We start from the raw sequence: 24,790 nt of genomic DNA, 5'->3' as shown, positions 1-24,790 counted from the left end.
CAGGCTGCCGCGGCGGCCATGACCAGCGCCAGCGACAGCGCGGCGGCCCGCTTGGCGCCTCGCCAGGCGCCCGGGCGCGCCGGGGATGCCGGGAACGAAGGCTTGCGCCCGGGTGGCTCGGCGCAGGCAGGGTGGGATTGCATCCGGTCTCCAGATCGGTGTCGGCGTGATTGTGTGTCGACCGGATCAAGCTCCGGCCGCTTGTCGCTCGATGAAGCCACCGCAGCGTGATGACGATCCTAGGCACCGCCCCTTTTTGGCGGAAGCCTCGCCAAATTATCGCGATCTATTTTTTCGATCACCGTACGTTAGCATCGGCAGCCGGCGCTGGGGAGGGGCTGGGATAGGCCGCGGGAAATCGGGCCGGGTCAAGCGCGGAACCCGCGCCGCTGCGCAGCCCGCGACGCCGTTCGGGGCACGAGGATTCGTCTGGAGAAATGCGAGGAAAGGACAATCGCGCCGGGCCGGCCGTACCATGACGCGACCGGGATTCGCCGGCCAGCCGGTTCGATGTCTTGCGGCAGGCAAGCCGGCGCCGCGAGCGCGGCTCCGCCCTGCCCTGGCCAGCGCTCAGCGGGTCGCGCCCACCGTCAGCAGCGCGTGATAGGCCGCGTCGTTGCCCTGCGCCTGCGCGAGCCGCAGCGCCGTGGTGCCGCGCGCGTCGGCGTGATCGGGGTTCGCGCCGCGCTTGACCAGTTCCGGCAGCAGGTCGAGCCGGCCGAACAGCGCCGCGAACGAGAGCGCGGTCTCGCCCGAGTTGTTGACCTGGTCGATCGGGCAATCGGTCCGCATCAGGCGCCGCGCGCTGTCCAGCTCGCCCTTGAAGAGCGCGCCCATCAGCGCGGTGTTGCCGTTGCGGTCGCCCAGGCAGGCGTTCGCGCCATGCTCGAGCAGGAATTCCATCGCCTTGGGCTGGGCGTCGTAGGTGCTCAGGATCAGCGCCGTGTAACCCTGGCGGGTGGTCGAATCGATCGGGTAGCCGGCCTGCAGCAGCGCTTCGAGGATGTCGGTGCGTCCGAGGCGGGCCGCGGCGAACCAGTCGTCGTCGTAATGGTGGATATCCTGCACCGCGACGCCGGGTTCCGGCTTGTGCAGCTCGGGTGCCGCGCAGGCACCGAGCGCGAGCAGCAGCGCGGGGACGAGGGCCTTGAGGAACGAGGATGGGCTGCAGCGCGATGGCATGTCATAGGGCTCCGTCGAAGTGCCGGGAATGCGGATTCGGGAAACGGGCGACCCGGGCCGCGGGCGGCGCGTGATGCCGCGCCCCCTGCTCCCGGCCCGGGCGGCGCGCCGTCGGCTCGCGACGGCGCGCGCCGCTTACATGTCGCTCAGCGTGGCCGCCTTGGCCTGCACGCGCGACAGGTCCGCGTGGGTGGCCGAGGCCAGGCGCTTGCCGTAGTCGGCGTCGGCCTTGTAGAAGTACGACAGCATGGTGATCTTGTTGTCGTCGTTGCTGACGTGGTTCAGGTCGCCCGAGAGCGCCGTCACCAGGTCCGCCTTGCCCTGCGAGGACAGCGAGCGGTAGTACTCGCCGGCCTGGCGGAAGTTCAGCGTCTTCTTGATCGCGGCCTGCTGGGTGGTGCCCGACAGCGGCGTCTGCACGTACTTGTACTTCGGATCCTGCGGGATCTCGCCGAGCGTCGAGGGCTCGTAGTTCACCTCGCCCTTGCGGTCGCCCGCGTTCATCAGCCCGTCCTGGTTGTTGTTGACCACCGGCACGCGCGGACGATTGATCGGCAGCGAGTTGAAGTTCGGCCCCAGGCGGTACATCTGCGTATCGGCGTAGGAGAACATCCGGCCCTGCAGCATGCGGTCTTCCGAAGGCTCGATGCCCGGCACCATGCGCGAGGGCGCGAAGGCCGATTCCTCGGTGCTCTCGAAGTAGTTGTCCGGCACGCGGTTCAGCGTCATGGTGCCGATCTTGCGCTCCGGCACGTCGGCCCAGACCTTGGTGTCGTCGAGCGCGTTGTAGTCGAACTTGTCGAGATCCGCCGGCTTGAGCACCTGGATGTAGAGGTCCCACTTCGGATCGTCGCCGCGCTTGAGCGCGCCGTACAGATCGTTGCTCATCAGGTTCCAGTCCTTGCCGATCGAGGCCGGGATGTCCTGCGGGCGAATGCCCTGCATGCCCTGCGCGCTCTTCCAGTGGAACTTCACGTAGTGCACCTCGCCCTGCGCGTTGACCAGCTTGAAGGCGTGCACGCCGAAGCCGTCCATGTTGCGGTACGAGTTGGGCATGCCCTCGTCCGAATACAGGCGCGTGAGCATCGCGGTGGCTTCCGGCGTATGTGCGAAGAAGTCGAAGGCGAGGTTCGGATCCTGCACGCCCGTCACCGCGCTGGGCTTGTTGGCATGGACGAAGTCGGGGAACTTGATCGCGTCGCGGATGAAGAAGATCGGCAGGTTGATGCCCACCAGGTCCCAGTTGCCTTCGCTGGTGTAGAACTTGGTGGCGAAGCCGCGCGGGTCACGCGCCTGCTCGGGCGAGCCGCGATAGCCCATCACCGTCGAGAAGCGCACGAACACCGGCGTATGCGCGCCCGGCGTGAACACCTTGGCGACCGACAGGTCCGAGATGTCCGCGTCGGCCACGAATTCGCCGAAGGCGCCGGTACCGCGCGCATGCACCACGCGCTCGGGGATGCGCTCGCGATCGAAGCGTTGCAGCTTCTCGATGAGGTGCGAGTCCTGCAGCACGACCGGGCCGCTCGGGCCTGCCGTCTGCGAGTTCTGATTGTCGCCGACCGGCGAGCCGTTATCGCGCGTGAGGTTTGCCGCGAACGCCATCGACGACATCATCAGGCCGACGGCGGTGGGGATTGCCCATCGCGACAGGGTTTTCTGTTTGTTCATTTCGTCTCCGTGAGGAAGTGACACCACTGGGGATACCGGTTATCGAGACGAGTGAATGCTATTGAGACAGGCCGCGCGATTCCAATTGGTATTGGTAATGGCGCAAATAGGCAGCCTCAATCATATGAACTATCGAAGACCATCGAAGACATCGAAAATCGGCTGAAAACGCCCATCCATCAAGGATGTGACGGCGTTTACGAAAGCTTTGAATTGATCAGTATTCCGACATTTTTCTTCTTTTCGTTACTGACTTTTCGCAATTTCCGGACGCATCGTCCAATTGACAACTATCGCGACGCAGCATTTTTTCGATGGAATTTCATGTCCATGATTTACCGGACATCGAGGAATTTCGGTAATATCGCGCGCGTTTTCAGTCAGTGCCGGACTCGAACCTGTCTTAACCAACAGCAGGACAGACCAGTCCACTCGATGCGCGCGCAACGACTCCGCGGCGCCCCGGATAAAGCAGCATGCGCCACGCTTGTTTTCCGCGCAATAAAAAACGACATCGCCGGCATGAAGCCGTGACGATGTCGTTTGGCGAGGAACGCTGCGCGGCGGCGGCTCAGGCCACCACGTGGCTCTTGTGCTCGAGGGCGATATCGCGGAAGTTGCGGAACAGCTCGATGCCCGCCTCGGTGCAGATCGATTCGGGATGGAACTGCACGCCATGCAGCGGCCGCGTGCGGTGGCGGATGCCGTGGATCACGCCGTCCTCGCCCCAGGCGCACAGCTCGAAGGGCTCGCGCACCGCCTTCACCACCAGCGAATGGTAGCGCACGATCGACAGTTCCTCCGGCAGCCCCGCGAACACGCCGCGCCCGTCGTGACGAATCACGTTGACGCGGCCATGCATCGGCACCGGCGCATGCACCACCTCCATGCCGTACAGGTGCGCCATGCACTGCTGGCCGAGGCAGACGCCGAGCAGCGGCAGCTCGGTATCGCGGATCACGTCGGCGCTGATGCCCACGTCGGCCGGCACCGCCGGCGTGCCGGGGCCCGGCGAGACGATGATGCAGTCGTAGCGCGAGAAGTCGATCTCGTCGAGCGAGGCGGTGTTCTTCACCACGGTCGGCTCGACTCCGCAGACCTGCCCCATCTGCTGGAAGATGTTGTACGTGAAGGAATCGAAGTTATCGATGATCAGGGCTTGGCACATCGGCGCACGGTCCTTGCATGGATGAGGGAGGACACGGCCGCGCGGATCGGCACCGCTCCGGGTGGGAGCGGGCCGCCGCGTCCGGCCGCTCAGGCGAGCGAGGCGCGCTTCTCGCCGAGGTAGCTGGCGAAGCGCGCCACGCCGGCCTCGATCTCGGCCGCGCCGGCATTGCTGAAGGCGAGCCGCACTTCGCGGCGACGCGAGGCGTCGAGCGAGAAGAAGGTCATCGGCATCACGATCACGCCGTGATCGCGCGCGCATTCCACGGTCTCGCGCTCGCCGAACTCGAAGGGCAGCGTGACGCCGAGGAAGAAGCCGCCGTCGGGGCGGTTCCAGCGGATCTCGCCATCGGTGCCGAAGGCGCGTTCGAGCGCACCCAGCAGCACGTCGCGATTTTCCTGGTAGAAGCGACGCGGCGCATCGACCAGCCGCCGCAGGCTATGGCCCTCGCGCAGCAGCACGCCGCCCACCAGCGCCTGGGTCACCTGGCTGGTGTTGACGGTCACGAAGCTCTTGCGCTCCGAGATTTCCGCGCGCAGGCGTTCGGCGGCCTGCTCGCTGCCGAACAGGCGCCTGGGCAACACCGCCGCGCCGACTCGCACGGCCGGGCACAGCGTCTTCGAATAGGTGGCCAGGTAGATCACGCAGCCGGCCGGATCGAGCGCCATCATCGGCCTGGTCGGCTCGCCGTCGTAGCGGAACATGCCGTAGGGATTGTCCTCGAGCACCACGATGCGATGCTCCAGGCAGCCGGCGATGATCGAGCGCCGCTCGGCCTCGTCGAGCACGGTGCCGGTCGGGTTGTCGAACTCGGGGGTCAGGTAGAAGCCGCGCGCGGTCTTGCCGGCGCGGCGCAGCGCGGCGGCGGTGCGGGCCAGCGCCTGCTCCCAGTTCTCGCCGGCCTCGCATTCGACGGGCAGGATCTCGATGCCGGCGAAATCGGCCACGCCGGTGACGCCGATATAGGTGGGATTGCGCGCCAGCATCACGTCGCCGCTGGCGCGGCACAGCGCGGGCACCAGCAGCGCGAGCGCCTCCTGGCAGCCGGCCGTCACCACCACCTGCGAGGCATCGCAGTCGACGCCCTCGTCCAGGCGCAGTTGCTCGGCGATCAGGGCATTGATGATGCCGGCCGTGCGGCCGTACTGGGCGAGCCGTCGGCCCGCCAGCGCGAGGTCCTGGCCGGCCGCGCGGGCCGCGTGGGCCTGGTAGTCGGGCACCGCCTCCAGCCAGCCTTCCAGCGAGAAGAACTGCTCGGCCGGGCGGCCCGAGGCGAAGGAGATCGCCTGCGGATACTCGTTGGCGGCCTCGTTGAGGAAATTCATCACCGAGAGCCGCGAGGCTCCGGCGCTTGCTTGAGTCGACAAGGCCCTCTCTCCCATCCTGTGCATGTCCCGAGGCGCGGCGGCTGGCCGGTCGGGCCCGCCAGGCGATGGCTTCGGGATGTCTCTCAGTGCCATATCGACGGCATCGAGCCGCCGTCATTTCGTTCTGTGCATCGCGTGCCGCTTCCTTGCGAAAGCAGCGGCGCGCAATCTGGCGGCTACGATAGCACCGTCGGCGATCGATAAATTATTTGCTGATTTTTCTTGATAAATTCGCGTGCTGTTGCATGGCGCGATTCAATCCAGGCCACCGCGAGACCGACGGTATCGTGCACGGCGGGAAACGCGACAAACCGCCGGACCAGCGTTTACACTCGTGCGCTTTCGCGCCGGGCGCCCCGCCCCGCCTCACCGGACTTCCGAACCGCGCCGATGCCGCCACCGATCAACGTCGAAGACTTCCGCAAGCTCGCCCGACGCCGGCTGCCGCGCCGCGTGTTCGACTACCTGGACGGCGGCGCCGAGGACGAACGCGGCCTGCGCCGCAATCGCGACGCCTTCGCGCGCCTGGCCTTCGTGCCGCGCCGCCTGGTGGACGTGGCCTCGCGCGAGCTATCCACCACCCTGCTCGGCCAGCGGCTCGCCGCGCCCTTCGTGCTGGCGCCGACCGGCCTGAACGGCCTGATCTGGCCGCAAGGCGATATCGCGCTGGCCCGCGCCGCGCAGCGCGCCGGCATTCCGTTCGCGATGTCCACCGCCTCGAACGTCTCGCTGGAGCGCCTGGCCGGCGAAGCGGGCGGCGAGCTGTGGTTCCAGCTCTACGTGATGCATCGCGAGCTGGCCGACAGCCTCGCCGAGCGCGCCGCGCGCGCAGGTTATCGCACCCTGGTGGTAACCGTGGATGTGCCGCTCAACGGCAAGCGCGAGCGCGACCTGCGCAACGGCTTCGCGCTACCGCTGCGGCCCAGCCCGGGCCTGCTGCTCGACACGCTGCGCCATCCGCGCTGGAGCGCCGCGCTGCTGCGCGCGGGCGGCGTGCCGACGCTGGCCAACGTGGGCGCCGACGACCACGCCAGCGTCGAGGTGAAGGCCGCGCTGCTGCGCCGCCAGATGGACGCGAGCTTCAACTGGCACGACTTGAGGCGGCTGCGCGATCGCTGGCCGCATCGGCTGCTGGTGAAGGGCATCCTCGGCACCGACGACGCCCTGGCCTGCCTGGAGCTCGGCGTCGACGGCGTGATCCTGTCGAACCACGGCGCGCGCCAGCTCGACGACGCGGTGGCGCCGATCGACATGATCGCGGCCGCGCGCCATGCCTGCGAGCGGCGCGGCGCGCTGCTGCTCGACAGCGGCATCCGGCGCGGCTCCGATATCGCCAAGGCGCTCGCGCTCGGCGCCGATGCGGTGATGCTGGGGCGCGCGGTGCTCTATGGCCTGGCGGCGGCCGGCGAGGCCGGCGTGACGCGCGTGATCGAGATCCTCGGCGACGAGCTCGATCGCACGCTGGCGATGCTGGGCTGCCGCGGCGTGGCCGATTTGTCGGCCACGCATGTCGAGCCGTCCGCCGCGCCCGGCGAAGGCTGGTGAAATCGTCGCCGCGGGTTCAGGCGCGGGAATGCAGCGCGCTGGGGCGTGTGTCGCCGCGCCGATGCGGGAGCGCGTTCGTATCGTCCTTGCCGCCCTCGTCCCTTGCCTCGCGACGCGCATCCGGCGCATCGCCCGAGAAGTAATAACCGGCACGCCGGACCGTGTGGATGAAGCGCCGGCCGTTCGGGTCGCGCAGCTTGGCGCGCAACTGCTTGACGTGTACCTCGATCAGGTTGGTGCCCGGATCGAAATGATGCTGCCAGACCGCCTCGAGAATCATCCGCCGCGTCATCACGCGATCGGCATTCAGCATCAGGAATTCGAGCAGGCGGAACTCGGTCGGGCGCAGTTCCACCAGGGTGGCATCCACCAGGGCGATGCGGCGAATCCGGTCCAGCACGATGCCGCCCGCCTGCAGGCGCGCCGCGGCCGCGTCGTCGGCCGGTGCCGGCGGCCTCGCCTGCCGTCGCAGCAGCGCGAGCACGCGCGCCCCCAGCTCTTCCAGGTCCAGCGGGAACGGCTGGTAGTCGTCGGCACCCGCTTTCAGCATGCGCACGCAGCGCTCGATGCTGCCCTGGGCGTCGATCGCCAGCATCGGCACGCTCAGGCCCGTCGCGCGCATCGCCGCCACCAGCGCGGGGCCGTCGATCTCGGGCAGGTCGTAGGCCACGATCACCAGCGCGTAGGCGCCGCTGGTCACGCGATACAGCGCGTCGCGCGCCGAGGCCGTGTCGTCGGCCGACAAGCCCTGCTGCTGCAGCGATTGCGCGATACCTCGCAATGCCTGCCGATCCGCTTCGATCACGAGGATGCGGCTCATGATCGGCCTCGCCGGCGGGTCGCGATCCATGGCGGGCGGCCGGGGCGCATGGCGCCGGCGCCCGGGTTCGATGCGGCACGCATCGCTCAGCTACCGAAATACACGTTGCAGAAGCTGGCCGGGCCCACGCAGTTCGGGTCCGAGGCGGCCGAGTTCTGGCCGTTCGCAGCCTGGGCGCGCTGCACCTGGCCGGCTTGCTGTTGCGCGACTTTCGCCTCGGCGGCCTGCAGCTTGGCCGGGTAGTCGACGCTCTCGCCCGCCGCCGGATCGTAGCCGGCCTGTTCGAGTTGCGCGAGTTCGGCCACCACCTGCGCGCGCGTGATCGGCGCGGTGCCCTGGGCGAACGACAGCGCCGGGACGGTGAGGGCGCAAAGGGCGATGGCGAGGGTGCTCAGCTTCTTCATGATGATGCTCCTGGTTCGGATAAATGGTTCGAAATCCTCATCAATCGATGGATTCCGGTTCGCTCGACGGGCTCGCTTGCTGCTTCGTTGCGTGCCTGTCATAAGGGCTAACAGCATTTCGCGACGAATATTCCCGTCTCGTCCCGAATCTTTTTTCAGGCGAGGCGAAATGCGTGCCGTCATTCACCAGATCGGGCGGCGCGGCGATTCGGTTACATCGCGACGCGAGATATCGCGGCGCGATCCAACGATGCGAGCGGGTGCAGGGAAAACGGAAGGGAGGAAAAGACAGGAAACGCGCGAGCGGCAGCGCCCGCGCGACGGCCTCAGGCCGGTTTGCGGCGGGCCTTTGCCGCCTGGCGTGGCGTGGCGGAGGCGCTCGACGGCGCCGCGAGATCGCCGGCCGCGCCCGGCGGCACCAGCGCCATCAGCGCCATCAGCGCCTGCGCGCCGGGCGACAGCGAGCGAGCCTTGAGCCAGACCATGTGCAGGGCCCGCTCGATACGCGGCGCGTCGACCTCCACCAGTTGCAGGTCGCCACGCGCGAGTTCGTCGCTCACGCTCAGCCGCGAGAGATAAGCCAGCGATTGTTGTGCCAGCAACAATCGCTTGATCGCCTCGGTATCGCTGACCGACATCAGCGGCGTGATCGACAGCCCCAGCCGCGCATAGGCCTCCTCGACGATCGCGCGGGTGCCGGAGCCGGGCTCGCGCAGGATCACGGCGTGTTCGGCGAGATCGGCCGGCGCGAGGCGCCGCCCGGCCAGCGGATGGCCGGCGGCGGCCACCACGGCGATCTCGTCGGCGCCGATCGGGCGCGCATCGAGCACGGTCGTATCGAACGGGCCCTCGACGAAACCGAGCGTGAAGCTCAGATCGCGCAGGCCGGCCTCGACGCCTTCGGTATTGGTGACCGTCAAGTCGATCGTGATGCGCGGGTGCCGTGCGTTGAAGCGCGCGATCAGGGCCGGCACCAGGTAGACGCCCAGCGTGTTGCTCGCGCCGATCCGCAGATGGCCGGCGCCAAGGCCGGCCAACTCGCGCAGTTCGCTCTCGGCCGTGTCGGCCAGCGCGAAGATCCGCGACGCGTAATCGAACAGCAGCCGCCCCGCCTCGGTCAGCGCCACGCCGCGCGGCAGGCGATCGAACAGCACCAGGCCGAGCCGCGCCTCGAGTTCGCGGATCTCGCGCGTGACGGCGGGCTGGCTGACGTGCAGGCGTTCCGCGCCGGCGCTGATGCTGCCGGCGCGCGCGACTTCGTGGAAGGCCAGTAAATGCGTGAAGTTCATGAGTGGACAGACCTCGTGGCCCGGTCGGCGGGCATGACGATGCCGCCGGCAACGGGCTTCATGACAGGCAAACACCGCGCGCGGGCACTTATTCCCGGCCCGGCGGCAATCTTTCGATCGAGACCTCGGAAGCCGGCGCAAAGCATATCAAAAAAGCATGCCTCCAATCATTAATATGTATTTTTCTTATCCCGCCACGAACCCTAGACTGCCCTCATCTCCTCCCGATCCGATCGGAGCCCATGATGAAAACCTCCCAAGCCGCCCTCGCCCGCCGCGCCGCCCAGCGGCCCGCCTGGCTCGAGAATATCCGCCAGTTCACGCCCAACTGGTTCGCCGTGACGATGGGCACGGGCGTGGTCTACCTGGTGCTGAACGCGCTGCCGGGCGCCTCGCCGCTCAAGACGCTGGCCGCCGCCTGGCTGTGGCGCCTCGACATCCTGCTCTACGCGCTGTTCGCCGCGATGTTCGTCGCTCGCCTGGTGCTGTTCAGCGACACCATCCGGCCGATGCTGCACCACCCGATGCAATCGCTGTTTCTCGGCACGCTGCCGATGGGGCTGGCGCCGATCGTCAATGGCCTGGTGCTGTTCGGTGGCGCGCAGCAGGGCAACACGGCCGGGCAGCTCGCGCTGGTCCTGTGGAGCTTCGACGCGGCGCTGTCGGTGCTGGTCGCGATCGGCGTGCCCTACCTGGTGTTCACGGTGCAGGAACACAGCCTCGAGAAGCTGACCGCGGCCCTGCTGCTGCCGATCGTGGCGCCCGAGGTGGCCGCCGCCAGCGCCGCCCTGCTGGCGCCGCACCTGGACCCCGCCGCCGCGCAGGTGGTGATCGGCCTCGGCTACGTGCTGTGGGCGATCTCGGTGCCGCTGGCCTTCTCGATCCTGACCATCGTGCTGTTCCGCCTGGTGATCCACAAGCTGCCGCATCGCGAACTCGGCGTGACCAGCTGGCTCACGCTCGGCCCCATCGGCACCGGCGCGCTCGGCCTGCTCACGCTCGGCCATGCCGCCAGCCAGGCCTTCGCCGGCACGGCGCTGCAAAGCGTGGCCGTCGCCGCCCGCGACTTCGGCGTGCTCGGCGCGCTGCTGCTCTGGGGTGCCGGGCTCTGGTGGCTGGCCTGTGCCCTGCTGTTCATGTGGCGCTATCGCCGCGAGGGGCTGCCCTTCAATCTCGGCTGGTGGGGCTTCACGTTTCCGATCGGCGTCTACACGCTGGCGACCTTCAACCTCGCCCACGTGACCGGTTTCGGCATCTTCACCGGCCTCGGCCTGGGCTTCGCCAGCCTGCTCGGCATGCTGTGGATCGTGGTGCTGGCCCGCACGCTGCGCGGCCTGATGTTCGAGCGGATGTTCCGCGCGCCGTGCCTGGCGACCAGCCGCGCCTGAGCCACGCGTCGATCCGCCAAATGGAAGGGGGCCGCGATCCACCGGGATCGCGGCCCCCTTCGGTATTGCAGCCCGCGCTTCGCGCCGGCCCGAAGCGCTTCAAGACACCTCGGGGCTCAGCGGGGCTCGTCAGGGCACGAATCGCAGGCTGTGCTTCGCCTCCCCGGGCAGGAACGGCGTGGGCTCGCCCTTCACCCAGGCTTCGTGGCCGGCCAGGAAGAAGGGGCTCAGCGGATGGCCGCTCTGCCCGCCCGGCATGTTGAAGATGCCGGCCTCCTCGTGCCCCGGCGACACCACCATGCGCTCCGACTGCCCGAAGTTCGGGCCCGCCACGCGCGGCATGCCGGAATCGCCCGGCACCTGCTCGGCCGGCGCCGCCAGCCAGCGGCCCAGCAGCGGCACGCTGGAGGCGAACGGATGCGCGATGCGCAGCGTGTTGTGGCGGCCCCAGGTGGCCTGGTCGAGCTTCGCGCCGTCGCGCGTGAGCTCGGCGATCACCTGGTCGATCGCCTTCAGTTGCAGCTCGCGCCAGCTCCCGGCGCCGACCGGCAGCCAGCCCGCCGGCTGCGCGTCGAGCAGGCGCGCCATGGTGATCGACCAGCGCGAGTTCACATGCTCGTAGTCGGCATCGGGATCGAGCTGGTGGATCTGCGTGTCGAGCCCGCCGAACACGTCGCCGGACAGGCGATACAGGAAGCCGCGCGCGAGCCGGTAGCCGACCGAATCGACGCTGGCGCGCCCGGTCCAGCTTTCGGTCAGCAGGCGCTTGAATTCGGCGCGCTGCGGATGGCCGGCCACGGCCGCGTCGTCGAGCAGGCGCAGCGCGCGGTCGCGCCACGGCGTGATGAACAGCGCGCGATCGTCGAGATCGACCTGGTAGGCGGCGGGCTCGCTGGTCTGTCCGAGCGCCGTCAGGTCGTCGCGCAGTTGCGAGGCGCGCGAGCCGTGGTCGGCCCCGCCGTCGCCGATCAATCGATAGGCGTCGCCGGCCAGTTGCCGGTTGTTGGCGGTCCACAGCTGGCCGCCCGAGGGATCGACCACGCGCGGCACCGCCTCGGGCGGCAGCACGCCCCGCCAGCCGGGGCCGGCGCCCACGTCGCGCCGATCCGGCAGCGGCCCGGCGATGGTCCAGCCGATGCGGCCCGAGCGATCGCCGATCATGATGTTCTCGGCCGGAATCCCCGAGGCGTTGGCGATCCGCATCGCGCTGTCCAGGTCGCTGGCCTCGGCCATCCCGCCCAGCGTCAGGTTCACCGCCTCGGGCGCCTGCGCGACCCAGTGCACCGCGTAGGGCCGGCCGTCGATCTCCCGCACCGGGCCCACGGACGTTTCGAGCACCGTCATGGTCTGCGCGGCGCCGCCGTGCACGCCGATCATCTCGGTATAGGCCCGGGCGCGCTCGCTCACGCCGTTCACGCGGAACGCCAGCGGGTCGCTGCCCTCGTGTTCGAGCGGCACCAGGTTCAGGCCGTTGATGTAGCCGTCGGTGAAGCCCCAGGCCACCTCGCCGTTGCTGCCGACCACCACGCCGGGCAGCCCGGCCAGCGTCACGCCCACCACGCGGCGCGTGTGCGTGCCGTCCTGCGTGACCAGCGCGGCGCGATACCAGGTGTTCGGCAAGGCGATGCCCAGGTGCATGTCGTCGCCGACGATGGCCGCGCCGTTGGCGCTGCGCTTGCCGGCGATCACCCAGCTATTGCTGCCGATCGAGGAACGGAAATCGAGCGCGGCGCGCTTCTGCAGGCCGTCCGAGCCGCCGCGGAAGCCTTCGGGCGCGTTCTCGGGCAGCGGCGCGAGCGGCGCGTCGATGCCGGCCGCGTCGAGCGGCGCGTCGTGCGTCGACGATTCGGGCAGCAGGAAGGCCTGCTGCTCGGCCGTTGCATGCGTGCGCAACCACAGCCGGCCGACCTCGCGCGCCGGCAGGTTGCCCTGCAGTTCGAAGTACATCGCGTAGATCGCCAGCAGCGAATCCTCCGGCTGCCAGCGCTCGGGGCGCGCGCCCAGCAGCGCGTATTCGAAGGGCCGCGCACCGAGCGCGGCCAGCCCGTCGTTGACGCCCTGCGTGTAACGATCGAGCGCCTTGTGGTCCTCGGGCGAGAGCCGCGCCACGGCCTCGCGGGCCCGCGCGCGGAAGCGGTACAGGCGATGCTCGCGATCCAGGCCGAGCGCCGCGCTGCCCACCAGGGCCGACAGTTCGCCCGCGCCGCTGCGGCGCAGGTAGTCCATCTGGAAGAAACGGTCCTGCGCATGCAGGTAACCGAGCCCGTAGGCCAGGTCGTAGCGGTCGCGCCCGCTCAGGGTGGGCACCCCGGCGGCATCGCGGGTCACCGTCAGCGGCGCGCCGAGCCCGGCGGCACGCAGTTCGCCGTCGAGTTGCGGCAGGCTCGCGCGCAGGAACAGCGTCGCGCCGACGGCGACCGCCACCACGGCCAGCACCAGCAGGCCTGCCAGGATCTTGAGCCACCTCGACAGGCGGCGCTTACGGGAAGTCATGGATACGGGATTCCGAAACGGGACACGGAAACACCGCCGGCCGCCCTCTCGCGGCGCCCGGCGGCACGGCTCATCTTATTGCTTGGAGATCAGGAAGTTGCCGAGCGCGAGGTAGTCGATATCGGTCTTCATGAAGGTGTTGATCGCATCCTGCGGGGTACAGACGATCGGCTCCGAATCGTTGAACGAGGTGTTCAGCAGCAGCGGCACGCCCGTCAGCACGTAGAACTCGGAGATCAGCCGATGATAGCGCGGATTGTCCTCGGCATAGACGGCCTGGGCCCGCACGGTGCGATCGAAATGGACCACCGCCGGGATCCGGTCGGCCTTGTCGGCGCGCGCCACCGAGGTGGTCAGCATGTACTTGCCGGCCACCGCCGCGGTGCTGCCCTCGAACCAGGCCTCGGCTTGCTCGCCGAGGATGCTCGGACAGAAAGGTCGGTACAGCTCGCGGTGCTTGACCTTGACGTTCATCACCTCGCGGATGTCGGCATTGCGCGGATCGGCCAGCAGGCTGCGGCCGCCCAGCGCGCGGGGGCCCCATTCCATCGCCCCGTTGAACCAGCCGATCACGGCGCCCTTGGCGATCAGCTGGGCCACCTCCTTCTCGATCTCGACCTTGTGATAGGCGAGCGTGGTGCGCTTGAGCACGGCCTCGATCTCGTCGTCGGAATACGACGGCCCCAGGTAGGAATGCGTGAACACGTAGTTGCGCGGCTGGCCGAGCACCTCGTTCCAGATCAGGAAGCAGGCGCCCAGCGCGGTGCCGGCATCGTTCGAGGCGGGCTGGATGAACACGTCGTCGAACAGCTTCTCGCGCACGATCACGCCGTTGGCCGCGCAATTCAGCGCCACGCCGCCGGCCATGCAGAGGTTGCGGTAGGTCTGGCGGTCGAACTTGCGCAGGATGTGGATCAGCACCTGCTCGGTCAGCAATTGCAGGCCGGCGGCCACATCCACGTAGGCCTGCCAGTTGTCGGTGTTGAAATCGACCGGCTCGTGGCGGCGCGGCAGCCCGAACAGCGTCTCGAGCGTGGAGAAGTCGGGCGACTCGTGGCGCAGCACCGACAGATCCACCGTCATGTCCGCCTTGTCAGGCACGATGCGCGAGAACAGCTCGATGGTCTTGCTGGCGTCGCCGTAAGCGGCCAGGCCCATCACCTTGGAGGCGTCGTACTGGCTGAAGCCGAGGTACTTCGAGAGCTTCTCCCAGACGAAGCCCAGCGAGTTCGGGAAGTTGAAGTCGTGCACCTTGCTGAGCTTGAGCCCGTCGCCGTGATAGAGCGAGGTGCTGGCCCATTCGCCGATGCCGTCGATCACCAGCACCGCCGCCTTCTCGAAGGGCGAGACGTGGAAGGCGCTGGCCGCGTGGCAGTCGTGGTGCGGCAGGAAGTGGAACTCGCCCTGGAAGCCGGCTTCCTCGATCAACTGGCGGCGCGAGGACAGCACGCCGTCGGCGAAGCTCAGGCCGCCCTCGAGCGTCTGGTAGCTCTGCTTGTCGAGCGGCCAGTCGTGCGTGCCGCCGCTCGCGGCGCGCCACGAGGCCACCCCTTCCTGCAGGATCTCGGGGCTGAAGGAGTAGCCGATATGGGCCACCTGGTCGAGCTCGATGCCGGCCGCGTCCAGGCACTTGCGGATCGACTTCCAGGGCAGTTGGCCGGTGGTTTCCGGCGTCGACAGCTTGCCGTGCTTGATGCGGTTCAGGCGTTCTTCCTCGATCGCCATCACCACCTGCCCGTCCTTGATCAGGCAGGCGGCGGATTCGTGGTAAGCGGCGTTGATCCCGAGTACGTACATGATGTGTTGTCCTCTTCAGTCCAGTTGTGATTCGTCGATGATTCGGTGGTAATGCGTGTCCGCTTGGAGTTCGGGCGCGCGCCGGCGGCGGCGGGCCGGCGCGCGTGTCCCGCGTTCAGGGTCGGCCGTCGAGCAGCGTCTCCAGGGCGCGGATGGTCGGGTTTTCGTAGAACTGGCGAAGCTCGATCTTCTGGCCGTAGCGCCGGCTCACCTCGGAGATCATCTCGATCGCCTTCAGCGACTGGCCGCCCAGCTCGAAGAAATCGTCGGTCACGCCGATCGCGGCCGCGCCCAGCAGGCGCGTCCAGATCGCCGCCAGCTCGCGTTGGCGATCGGTGCTGGCGGCCTGCCGCTGCTGCCGCTCGCCCACCTCGATCACCGGCAGCCGGCGCGCGTCGACCTTGCCGCTTTCGGTCAGCGGGATCGCCGGGATGAAGTGCACCTGGTCGGGGATCATGTAGTCGGGCAGCGACTGGCGCAGCCAGCTGCGCACCGCCTCGCGCGTCAGGCTCGGCGCCGACGGCGCGAGCGTGGCGGCCTCGGCGTCGCACGCGAGGCGCAAACGCGCCAGGCCCAGCGAAGCCGCGACGCGCCGCCATTGCGCGGCCAGCGCCTCGGCCTGCGCGGCCGGCAAGGCGTCGGGCGCATCGAACACCAGCAGCGTGTCGGGCACCTGCCCCGCATCCTGCTGGGCCGCCGCGAGCGACACCGCGGCCTCGCGATCGAGCGGAAGCGAGAGCGAATCCGCCATCGCGTCCGCACGCAGCGGCACCGCCTCGATCCAGGCCAGCACCTGGCTGGCGGCATCGGTCAGCACCAACTGGCAGGCCGGGAAGCGCCGCGCCAGCTCGTTGCCGGCTTCGGCCACGGCGGGCACGCCGGGCTCGCCCTCGTCGTCGCCCATGCCGCCCGCACCAGCGGCTTCGGCAACCGCTTCGGCCACGGCTTCGGCCAGCGGCGCAGGCTCGCGCAGGGCCAGCGCCGCCGCCGTCAGCTCGGGACGCTGCTCGAGCGTGAACGCATAACGCGGCGCCCCGCCCGGCTCGCCCGCCACGCCGATCGCCTCGGCCGGCTGCTCGACGAAGGCCACCAGCCTGCCCAGGTCCTCGCGGTACTGCAGCGCGGCCGCCGCGATCGACGGATGGGCGCGCAAGGCGCTGGCGATCTCCTCCAGCTCGACGCGGTTGCCGCGGATCTTCAACTGCCGGTCGGCGCGGCCGTGGAAATGCACCAGGCCGGCGCGATCGCAATGCCCGAGGTCGCCGGTGCGATAGACGCGCAGCGGCTGCCCCTGGTACTCGATCTCGACGAAGGCACGCGCGCTCGCCGCGTCGTCGTTGAGGTAGCGGCGCGCCAGGCCCGGCGAGGCCACGCAGATCTCGCCGATCACGCCGCGCGGCACCGGCTGCAATTGCGCGTCGAGCACATGCAGGCTGGCATTGCCCACCGGCCGGCCGATCGGCACGGTGTCGCCCGCATAGGGCTCGCTGCAATCGAAGCGGCTCGCGTCGACGGTCACCTCGGTCGGGCCGTAATGGTTATGCAGGCGGCAGCCCGGGAAGGCGGCGGCGAAGCGCTCGGCCAGGCCGCGATAGAGCGCGGCCGCGCCGACCACCGCGTGCCGCAGCGAGGGCAAGGCGCCGATCTCGCCGCGCTCGCGCGCCTGCACCAGGCTCTCCAGCATCGAGGGCACGAACTGCGCGAAGCTCGCGCCCTCGCGTTCGATCAGCTCGCCGTAGGCATGCGCGCTGCGCAGCCAGTCGTCGCCCATCACCACCACGCTCGCGCCCGAGGCCAGCGGCCAGAACACGTCCTGGATGAACACGTCGAAGGTGAACGGCGTATGGAACAGCACGCGGTCGCGCGCATCGAGCGAATAGGTACGCTGCAGGTCGGCGATCATGCTGACCACGCCGCGATGCTCGATCTCGATGCCCTTGGGCGTGCCGGTCGAGCCCGAGGTATGCAGCACGTAGGCCAGCGAACGCGGCTCGACGGGCGCCGGATCGGCATCGGAATACCCGCCCAGCGCGCCCATCACCTCGTCGACCAGCACCACGTCGTAGGCGAACTGCGCGAAGGCGCGCCGCGTGGCGCCGGCCGTCAGGGCCCAGCGCGCGCGGGAGCCGCGCAGGATCGCGTCGATGCGCTTTTGCGGCGTCTGCGAGCCGATCGGCACGAAGCTCGCGCCCGCCTTCAGGATCGCGTAGAGCGAGACGATCATCGCCAGCGAGGGCTCGAGCAGCACCGCCACCTTGTCGCCCGGCTCGACGCCGAGCGACATCAGGTAATGCGCGAGGCGGTTGGCCTGGCGGTTCAGCGTCGCGTAGTCGTGACGCTCGCCGTCGATCACCAGCGCGGTGGCCTGCGGCGTGCGCGCGGCCTGCAGGGCGAACAGCGAGTGCATGCTGGCCCGCGCGTCGTACTCGACCGGCTCGCCGTGCACCACGGCCGGCGGATTGCCGTTCGCGCCGACCATCGTGTAGCGCGCGAGCGGCTGGTGCGGATCGTCGAGCACCTGCTCCATCAGCGCGGTCATGTTGTCGAGCATCTGCCGCACCGTCTCGCCTTCGAACAGGTCGGCGTTGTAGATGCAGCTGAACATGATGTCGCTGCCGAACTGGTCGACCACGAAGTTCAGGTCGAAGCGCGAGGACTTGTTCTCGGTGTCCACCACGTTCTCCAGGCTCAGCGCCAGCCCGTCGAAGCGGATCCGGCTCATCAGGTCGCTCTTGTTGTTCTGCACCCCGTACATAATCGAGAACAGCTTGGGCCGCGACAGGTCCTTCTCGTGCTGCAACTGCTCGATCACCTGGTTCGACGGGTAGTGGTAATGCTCGAAGGCATCCAGCGTGCGCTGGCGCACCTGGGCCAGCAGCCCGGCGAAGCTCATGCCCTCGTCGATCGTGCAGCGGATCGGCATCGGCGTGGCGAACAGGCCGAACAGGGGCTTCAAGCGCTCGTCGGCGCGGCCCGCGATCGGGCAGCCGATCACGAAGTCGTGCTGGCCGCTGATGCGCGCCAGGTAGGCGTCGATGATCGCCAGTTGCAGCATGAACAGCGTCACGTCGTGCTGCTTCAGGTAGGCCTCGATCTTGCGCACCACGCCGCGCGGCAGCCAGCTGCGCAGCGCACCGCCGCGATACGACATCACGTTCGGGCGCGGCCGGTCGGTCGGCAGGTCCAGCGGCGGCGGCAGCGTGCGATACATGTCGAGCCAGTAGCGCTTGTGTTCGTCGAAGGCGCCCGAGCGCAACTGGCGGTGCATCCACTGCACGTAGTCGAAGTAGCCCACCTCGATGGCCGGCACCTCGGGCGGCCGCCCGGCGGCGTAGGCGTTGTACAGCTCGCTCATCTCCAGCATCAGGTTGATCAGCGAGGTCTCGTCCCAGATGATGTGGTGGACCACGAAGATCAGCTGGTGGAAGTCGCCGCCGTAGCTGGCCACGTGCAGGCGGAACAGCGGCCCGGTGGCGAAATCGAAGGGCGCCACGCCGAAGCGCGCGCCGAGCCGGTTGGCCTCGTCGATCGCCTCCGCGCCCGAGAACTGCGTGCGATCGAGGAACACCTCCCCGGCATGGATGCCGATCGACGGATCGACGATCTGGATCGGCGCGCCGTCGCGGTAGTCGAACTTCACGCGCAGCACCTCGTGGCGGTCGAGCAGGGTCTGCCAAGCCTTGACGAAGGCATCGCGGTTCAGCTTGCCGGTGAAGAACAGGTCCGACACGCTGATGTTGTAGACGGGGCTCGTCGGGTCCATCTGGTAGGCGTACCACTCGGGCACCTGGCAGGGCGCGAGCTCGTAATGCGGCTGCGCGGGCAAACGCTCGATCGGCTCGGGCACCACCGCGCCCTGCCCGTCGCGCAGCGCATCGAGCGCGGCAGCCACGGCGCGCAGCTGCGGCGCCTCGAACAGCGCGCGCAGCGGCAGCGCCACGCCGAAGCGGGTGCGCAGCTTGAGCGTGAGCTCGGCGGCCAGCAGCGAATGGCCGCCCAGTTCGAAGAAGCTGTCGAGCGCGCCCACCTGGTCCACCTCCAGCAGCTCGCGCCACAGCTCGGCGAGCTGCGCCTCGGTGCCGGCCGCCGGCTCGACGTGCTCGTGACGGCGGAACACGTCCTGGTCCGAGGGCTGCGGCAGGCGCTTGCGGTCCACCTTGCCGTTGGCGTTGAGCGGGAAGCTGTCCATCAGCACGAAGGAGGCCGGCACCATGTAGCCCGCCACGCGCTCGGCCACGAAGGCACGCAGCTCCGGCACGGTCGGCGCCGGGTGGCGATGCGGGATCACGTAGCCGAGCAGGTAGAGCCGCTCCTTCGCATCACGCGCGGCCACCACCACCGCCTGGCGCACGTTGTCGTGATCGCCGATCGCCTTCTCGACCTCGCCGATCTCGACGCGCTGGCCACGGATCTTCACCTGGAAGTCCTCGCGACCGAGGAACTCGAGCGTGCCGCCCGGGCGGTAGCGCGCCAGGTCGCCGGTCTTGTAGAGCCGGCTGCCGGGCAGCGCCGAGAACGGATCGGGCAGGAAGGCGCGCGCCGTGCGCAGCGGGTCGCCCAGGTAGCCGCGGCCCACGCCGGTACCGCCGATATAGACCTCGCCCGTCACGCCGAGCGGCACCGGTTCGAGCTGTGCGTCGAGCAGGTAGGTGCGCAGGTTCGGCAGGGTGCCCTGGATCGGCACATAGGGCAGCGCGGTGCCGAGCGGCTCGCGGATCCACAGATGGCTGGTGTCGTCCGAGCACTCGGTCGCGCCGTAGGTATTGACCACCGGGATATGCGGCACGCAGGCGAACCAGCGCTCGCAGAGCGCGGGCGTGAGCGCCTCGGCATTGCTGACGTAGACGCGCACGCCCGGCAGGCGCTCGGCGCCCGGGCGCGATTCGAGCTCGTCGATCAGGATCTTCATGTGCGAGGGCACCGACTCGAACACCGTCACGCCCTCGGCATCCAGTTGCGCGAACAACTGTTGCGGATCCCAGGCCGCGTCGCCGGGGATCACCGCGGTGCGCCCGCCCACCAGCAGCGCCACCAGGTACTGCCAGATCGACACGTCGAAGGTGGTGACGGCCATCTCGGCCACCACGTCCCGCTCGCCGATGCCGAGGTCGTCGATCTTGGCCAGCAGGTGGTTGAGCATGCCGAGCTGCTCGATCATCGCGCCCTTGGGCAGGCCGGTGGAGCCCGAGGTGTAGATCACGTAGGCCAGCGAGGCCGGCGTGAGCGGCAGGAACGCGCCCGGCGCCTCGGGCTCGCGCAGCAGCGTGTCGAGCGCCACGCGCTCGGCGGCCACGTTCAATGCCTGCGCGCAGCCGGCGCCGGCCGCGTCGTGCAACACGTAGCGCAGCTTGCCGAGCTCGGCCACACGCTCCAGCTTGGGCAGCGGATCGGCCGGGTTCAGCGGCGTGAACGCCAGGCCCGCCTTCAGCACGCCGAGCATCGCCACCAGGTAGCCGAGATCGCGGCCGAGCAGCAGCCCGACCAGGGCCTCGTCGCGCGCGCCGAGCGCGAGCAGGTTGTGGGCCACGCGATCGGAGGCGCGGTCCAGCTCGGCGTAGGTCATGGAACGATCGCCGCAGCTCGCCGCGATACGCTCGGGCACGCGCGCGGCCTGCCGCGCGAACAGCTCGCGCACCGTCAGGCCCGGCTCCAGCGGCCGGCGCGCCTGGTTGAGCGTCTCCAGCTGATAGCGGCGCTCGTCCTCGTCGAGCAGCGGCAGCGCGTGCAGCGCCGTGCCCGCATCGGCGGCCACGCCCGCCAGCAGATGGCGGAAGTGCGCGGCCAGGCGCTCCACCGTGGCGGCCTCGAACAGGTCGGTGCTGTACTCGAAGCCGCCGTGCAGCCGGCCGTCCAGCGACCAGGTGGCGAGATACAGGTCGAACTTCGCGCTGCGATGCTCGGGTTCGAGATTGCCGGCGTGCAGGCCGTCGAAGCGGGCCGTCTCCAGCGCGGCGCCGTCCTGGTACGAGAACATGGTCTGGAACAGGCCGCTGCCGTCGCGTTCGCGCTGGCCGTTGACGGCCGCGGCGATCTCCTCGAGCGCGACGTCCTGGTGGTCGAAGGCTTCCAGGCAGGTGGCGCGCACCGTGTCGAGCAGCTCGGCGAAGCGCGTCGAGGGCTGGGCGCGCAGCCGCATCACCAGCGTGTTGACGAAGAAGCCGACCACCGGCTCGAACTCGGGCCGCCCGCGGCCCAGCGCCGGCACGCCGATCAACAGGTCGTCCTGGCGGGCGTAGCGCGCCAGCAGCGCCGCGTAGGCCGCCAGCAGCAGCATGAACATCGAGACGTGGTGACGCTGCGCCACCGCCTCCAGCCGCGCGGCCAGCGCCGCGTCGAGCTCGAAGGAGAAGGCCGCGCCCGCGCCGCTCGGCTGCGGCGGCCGGGCGTGGTCGGTAGGCAGTTGCAGCACCGGCAGCGTGCCGTCGAGCCGCGCGCGCCAGTAGTCGAGCTGGCGTTCGCGCTCGCCGCCGTCGAGCAGGCGGCGGTGCCAGTCGGCGAAGTCGCGGTATTGCAGCGCGCGCGTGGCCGGGTCGGCGGCCGTGAGCGCCGGTGCCCGGCCGGCGCGCGCCTGGTTGTAGTGGCGCGCCAGGCTCTGCTGGAACAAGGCCACCGACCAGCCGTCGATCACGATGTGATGGAACATCGACAGCAGCGCGTGTTCCTCGCCGGCCAGCCGGACCAGGCTGAAGCGCGCCAGCGGCCCGCGTTCGAGGTCGAAGGGCGTGCCGAGCTCGCGCTGCACCAGCGCGTCGAGCGCGGCGCGGCGCGCCTCGGGCGCGAGCGTCGAGAGGTCGTGGCGCGCCAGTTGCGGCGCGGCCGGCGCGTCGATCACCTGCAGCGGCGTCTCGCCTTCCACCACGAAGCGCGTGCGCAGCGATTCGTGCTCGGCCAGCGTGGCCGCCAGCGCCGCGCGCAGGGCCGCCTCGTCGAGCGCGCCGTCCAGCGTCAGCAGGTCCGGCAGGTGATAGGCGGTATTCAGCGGGTCGCGCTGATGCAGGTACCAGAGCCGGTATTGCGCGCCCGACAGCGGCGTGGCGAGCGCCTCGATGCGCTCGATCGCCGGCAGCGCGCCGCCGGCCGCCGTGGCGCCCGCCTCGCGTGCCCCGCCCGCCACGCTCCCCTCGCGCAGCCGCTCGACCAGGGCCGCCAGCGCGCGCACGGTCGGGCAGTCGAACAGCGCCGCCACCGGCAGCCGCACCGCGAAGGCCGCCTCCACGCGGCTGTTGATGCGGATCGCCAGCAGCGAGCTGCCGCCCAGGCTGAAGAAGTTGTCGTCGATGCCGAAGCGCGTGTCGCCGAGCAGCTCGTGCCAGAGCGCCAGCAGCGCCGACTCGGTGCCCGACAGCGCGGGCGCGGCCACCACCGCGTCGTTGGCGGCCACCGCCAGCAGCGCGCGGCGATCCACCTTCTGGTTGGTGGTCAGCGGGAAGGCCTCCATCACCACCACCTGGGCCGGCACCATGTGGCGCGGCAGCCGCTCGCGCAGGTAGTCGACCAGGGCCGCGCCGTCGGTGCCGGTGGCGCGCGCCGCCGGGGCGCCGCCCTGGCGGTCCAGCGTCACGTAGCCGATCAGTGGATTGCGCGCGTGCTGCCGCTCGCCGGCCAGCACGATCGCCTGCGCCACCGCCGGATGCGATTCGAGCACGGCCTGGATTTCCTCGGGCTCGACGCGGATTCCATCCACCTTGAGCTGGAAGTCGGCGCGGCCGAGGTAGTGCAGGCGCCCGTCCAGGTCGTAGCGGACCTGGTCGCCGGAGCGGTACAGGCGCGCGCCGGCCGCCGTCGAGAACGGATCGGGCACGAAGCGCTCGGCCGTCAGCGCGGCGCGGCCGCGATAACCCTGCGAGACGCCCGCGCCGCCCACGTAGAGCTCGCCCGGCATGCCGGCCGGCACGCGGTTGCCGTGCGCGTCGAGCACGTGCAGTTGCGCATTGGCGACCGGCTCGCGCAGGTAGATCTCGCCGTCCTCCAGCGCGCGCTCGATGTCGACGCGATCGACGATGCAGCCGATCGAGCACTCGCTCGGGCCGTAGATGTTGTAGAGCGCGACGGCCTCGGCCGCGCCGCCGCGCTGCCATTGCCGGATCGCCTCGGTGGTGATCTTCTCGCCGCCGACGCTGATCAGCCTCACCGAGGCGGGCCGCGCGGCCGGCTCGGCGGCCAGTTGCTCGCCGAGCACGCGCCAGTAGGCGGTCGGCAGGGTCAGCACGCTGATCGCCTGGGCGCGGCAGCAGTCCAGCAGGGCCGGCACCGAGCGCTTCACGTCCTCCTCGCCGATCACCAGCGCGGCGCCTGCGATCAGCGGCGTGAAGATCTCCTCGAGCGAGGCGTCGAAGCTCAGCGGCGCGAACAGCAGCGCGCGGTCGCGCGGCGTGTAGCCGAAGCGATCGAGCACCGTGCCGAGATAGTTGGCCACGCCGCGATGCGTGAGCACCGAGGCCTTGGGCGTGCCGGTGGTGCCCGAGGTGTAGGTCAGGAACACGCCGTGGTCGGCTGGCAGCGACAGCGCCGGCGCCTGGGCCGGCTGGTCGCGCCAGGCCGCGTGCTCGAGCGGCAGGCGCCGCCCGTCGAAGCTGCCGAGCGCCGCGCCGGCGCGGGCCAGGATATGGCGGCAGCCGCTGTCGGCGATGATCGCCTCCAGCCGCTCGGCCGGCAGCGCCAGGTCGACCGGGAAGCAGATCGCGCCGGCCTTCAGCGTGGCGACGATGGCCAGCACCGCATCCACGCCGTGCACGGCTTCCACGCCCACCACGCTGCCGGGCAGCACGCCGGCCGCCGCCAGCAGGCCGGCGAGGCGATCGGTCTCGCGCGCCAGTGCTGCGTAGTCGAGCGTGCCGGCGCTGGATACCAGGGCCGGTGCCGAGGGCGAGACGCGCGCCCGATGATCGACCAGCGCATGCAGCAAGGCACCGCCTCGCGGGCCGGCCGGCTCGGCCAGCAGCACGGCGTGGTCGATCACCTCGGCGTTGTGCAGCCGCGCCACCACCGCCTGCTCGGCCGGCGTCAGGAAGTCCAGCTCGCCGACCGGGCGCGAGGCGTCGGCGGCCAGGCCCTCGAGCAGCAACTGGAAGTTGTCGAGCCAGCGCGCCACGCTCGCCTCGTCGAACTGATCGACGGCATGCACGCAGGACAAGGCCAGGCCCTCGCCGGTTTCGCGGAAGGTCACCGACAAGTCGGCCACCAGCGCCTGCGGCGCCTCGTCGAGCAGCTCGGCCCGCAGGCCCTCGCCGTCGGCCGCGCGGCCGTCGTGCGCGAGCGTGGTCGGCAGCAGGTCGAAGGTGGTCTGGAACAGCTCGCCGCTGGCTTCGCTGCATTCGCCGATGATCCGGTCGAAGGGCAGCGCGTGATGGCGATAGACGTGCCGCAGCGTGTCGCGCATCTCGCGGATCAGCGCCGCGCCGCTGCGATGCGCGCGCACGCGGGCCCGCACCGGCAGCACGTTGACGAAGAAACCGACCAGCGGCGCCAGCTCGGCGCGGCCGCGATCGTGATACGGCATGCCGACCACCAGGTCGTCCTGCCCGCCCAGGCGATGCAGCCAGGCGAAGTAGGCGCTGATCAGCACCTCGTAGAGCGAGGCCTGCTCGCGGCGCGCCAGGACCTTCAGCGCGGCCAGCGTGGCGGCCGGCCAGACGCGCGTGTGACGGCCGGCGGCCCGCGCCGGCA

The 24,790-nt window shown here is 69.9% G+C and carries 13 protein-coding genes; 3 read left to right on the top strand and 10 right to left on the bottom strand.

Features of this window, described 5'->3' with window-relative positions:
• Window positions 1-570 precede the first annotated feature (570 nt).
• A complete protein-coding gene (locus F3J10_RS24515; protein WP_025099821.1) occupies window positions 571-1,182 on the bottom strand; it encodes an ankyrin repeat domain-containing protein in 612 nt (203 codons plus the stop codon).
• A 135-nt stretch (window positions 1,183-1,317) separates the two neighbouring features.
• Window positions 1,318-2,853 (bottom strand): catalase, encoded by a 1,536-nt coding sequence (locus F3J10_RS24510; protein WP_025099822.1) that lies wholly within the window; start codon window positions 2,851-2,853, stop codon window positions 1,318-1,320.
• Between the two features lie 51 nt (window positions 2,854-2,904).
• Here F3J10_RS24510 and F3J10_RS24505 point away from each other — a divergent pair, with 51 nt between their 5' ends.
• Window positions 2,905-3,387, top strand: a complete 483-nt coding sequence (locus tag F3J10_RS24505; RefSeq protein WP_167243190.1) for a hypothetical protein — start codon at window positions 2,905-2,907, stop codon at window positions 3,385-3,387.
• Between the two features lie 37 nt (window positions 3,388-3,424).
• Here F3J10_RS24505 and F3J10_RS24500 read toward each other — a convergent pair whose 3' ends face one another.
• Both F3J10_RS24500 and F3J10_RS24495 read right to left on the bottom strand, forming a co-directional pair.
• Window positions 3,425-4,021: an aminodeoxychorismate/anthranilate synthase component II gene (locus F3J10_RS24500; RefSeq protein WP_025099823.1), complete on the bottom strand. Its 597-nt coding sequence runs from the start codon at window positions 4,019-4,021 to the stop codon at window positions 3,425-3,427.
• A gap of 89 nt (window positions 4,022-4,110) precedes the next feature.
• A complete protein-coding gene (locus F3J10_RS24495) occupies window positions 4,111-5,388 on the bottom strand; it encodes a PLP-dependent aminotransferase family protein (RefSeq protein WP_167243189.1) in 1,278 nt (425 codons plus the stop codon).
• A gap of 390 nt (window positions 5,389-5,778) precedes the next feature.
• On the opposite strand from F3J10_RS24495, the gene F3J10_RS24490 reads away from it, so the two are divergent.
• Window positions 5,779-6,933, top strand: coding sequence for an alpha-hydroxy-acid oxidizing protein (locus F3J10_RS24490; protein WP_167243188.1), 1,155 nt, complete (start codon window positions 5,779-5,781; stop codon window positions 6,931-6,933).
• Between the two features lie 16 nt (window positions 6,934-6,949).
• Here F3J10_RS24490 and F3J10_RS24485 read toward each other — a convergent pair whose 3' ends face one another.
• The 3 genes from F3J10_RS24485 to F3J10_RS24475 all read right to left on the bottom strand — a co-directional run bounded on the left by F3J10_RS24485 (window position 6,950) and on the right by F3J10_RS24475 (window position 9,446).
• On the bottom strand, window positions 6,950-7,753 hold the full coding sequence (locus F3J10_RS24485; protein WP_166915092.1) for a response regulator transcription factor: 804 nt from the start codon (window positions 7,751-7,753) through the stop codon (window positions 6,950-6,952).
• Window positions 7,754-7,839: 86 nt separating this feature from the next.
• Complete coding sequence (locus F3J10_RS24480) at window positions 7,840-8,157, bottom strand: DUF4148 domain-containing protein (RefSeq protein WP_167243187.1); 318 nt, start codon at window positions 8,155-8,157, stop codon at window positions 7,840-7,842.
• A 326-nt stretch (window positions 8,158-8,483) separates the two neighbouring features.
• Window positions 8,484-9,446, bottom strand: a complete 963-nt coding sequence (locus F3J10_RS24475; protein WP_167243186.1) for a LysR substrate-binding domain-containing protein — start codon at window positions 9,444-9,446, stop codon at window positions 8,484-8,486.
• 242 nt (window positions 9,447-9,688) lie between these two features.
• On the opposite strand from F3J10_RS24475, the gene F3J10_RS24470 reads away from it, so the two are divergent.
• On the top strand, window positions 9,689-10,834 hold the full coding sequence (locus tag F3J10_RS24470; protein ID WP_166915088.1) for a TDT family transporter: 1,146 nt from the start codon (window positions 9,689-9,691) through the stop codon (window positions 10,832-10,834).
• 129 nt (window positions 10,835-10,963) lie between these two features.
• Here the strand turns inward: F3J10_RS24470 and F3J10_RS24465 are convergent, their stop codons facing one another.
• The 3 genes from F3J10_RS24465 to F3J10_RS24455 form a co-directional block, all read right to left on the bottom strand.
• On the bottom strand, window positions 10,964-13,327 hold the full coding sequence (locus tag F3J10_RS24465) for a penicillin acylase family protein (RefSeq protein WP_167243185.1): 2,364 nt from the start codon (window positions 13,325-13,327) through the stop codon (window positions 10,964-10,966).
• A gap of 75 nt (window positions 13,328-13,402) precedes the next feature.
• On the bottom strand, window positions 13,403-15,124 hold the full coding sequence (locus F3J10_RS24460; RefSeq protein WP_167243184.1) for a carbamoyltransferase C-terminal domain-containing protein: 1,722 nt from the start codon (window positions 15,122-15,124) through the stop codon (window positions 13,403-13,405).
• Between the two features lie 115 nt (window positions 15,125-15,239).
• The coding region (locus F3J10_RS24455; RefSeq protein WP_167243183.1) for a non-ribosomal peptide synthetase at window positions 15,240-24,790 on the bottom strand (9,551 nt) is incomplete at its 5' end.

It is taken from the genome of Burkholderia sp. Cy-637, from assembly GCF_011753175.1.
Taxonomy (GTDB): Bacteria; Pseudomonadota; Gammaproteobacteria; order Burkholderiales; family Burkholderiaceae; genus Burkholderia; species Burkholderia gladioli.
Note: the sequence above shows the minus strand (reverse complement) of the source record. Positions and strands in the feature narration are given on the sequence as shown.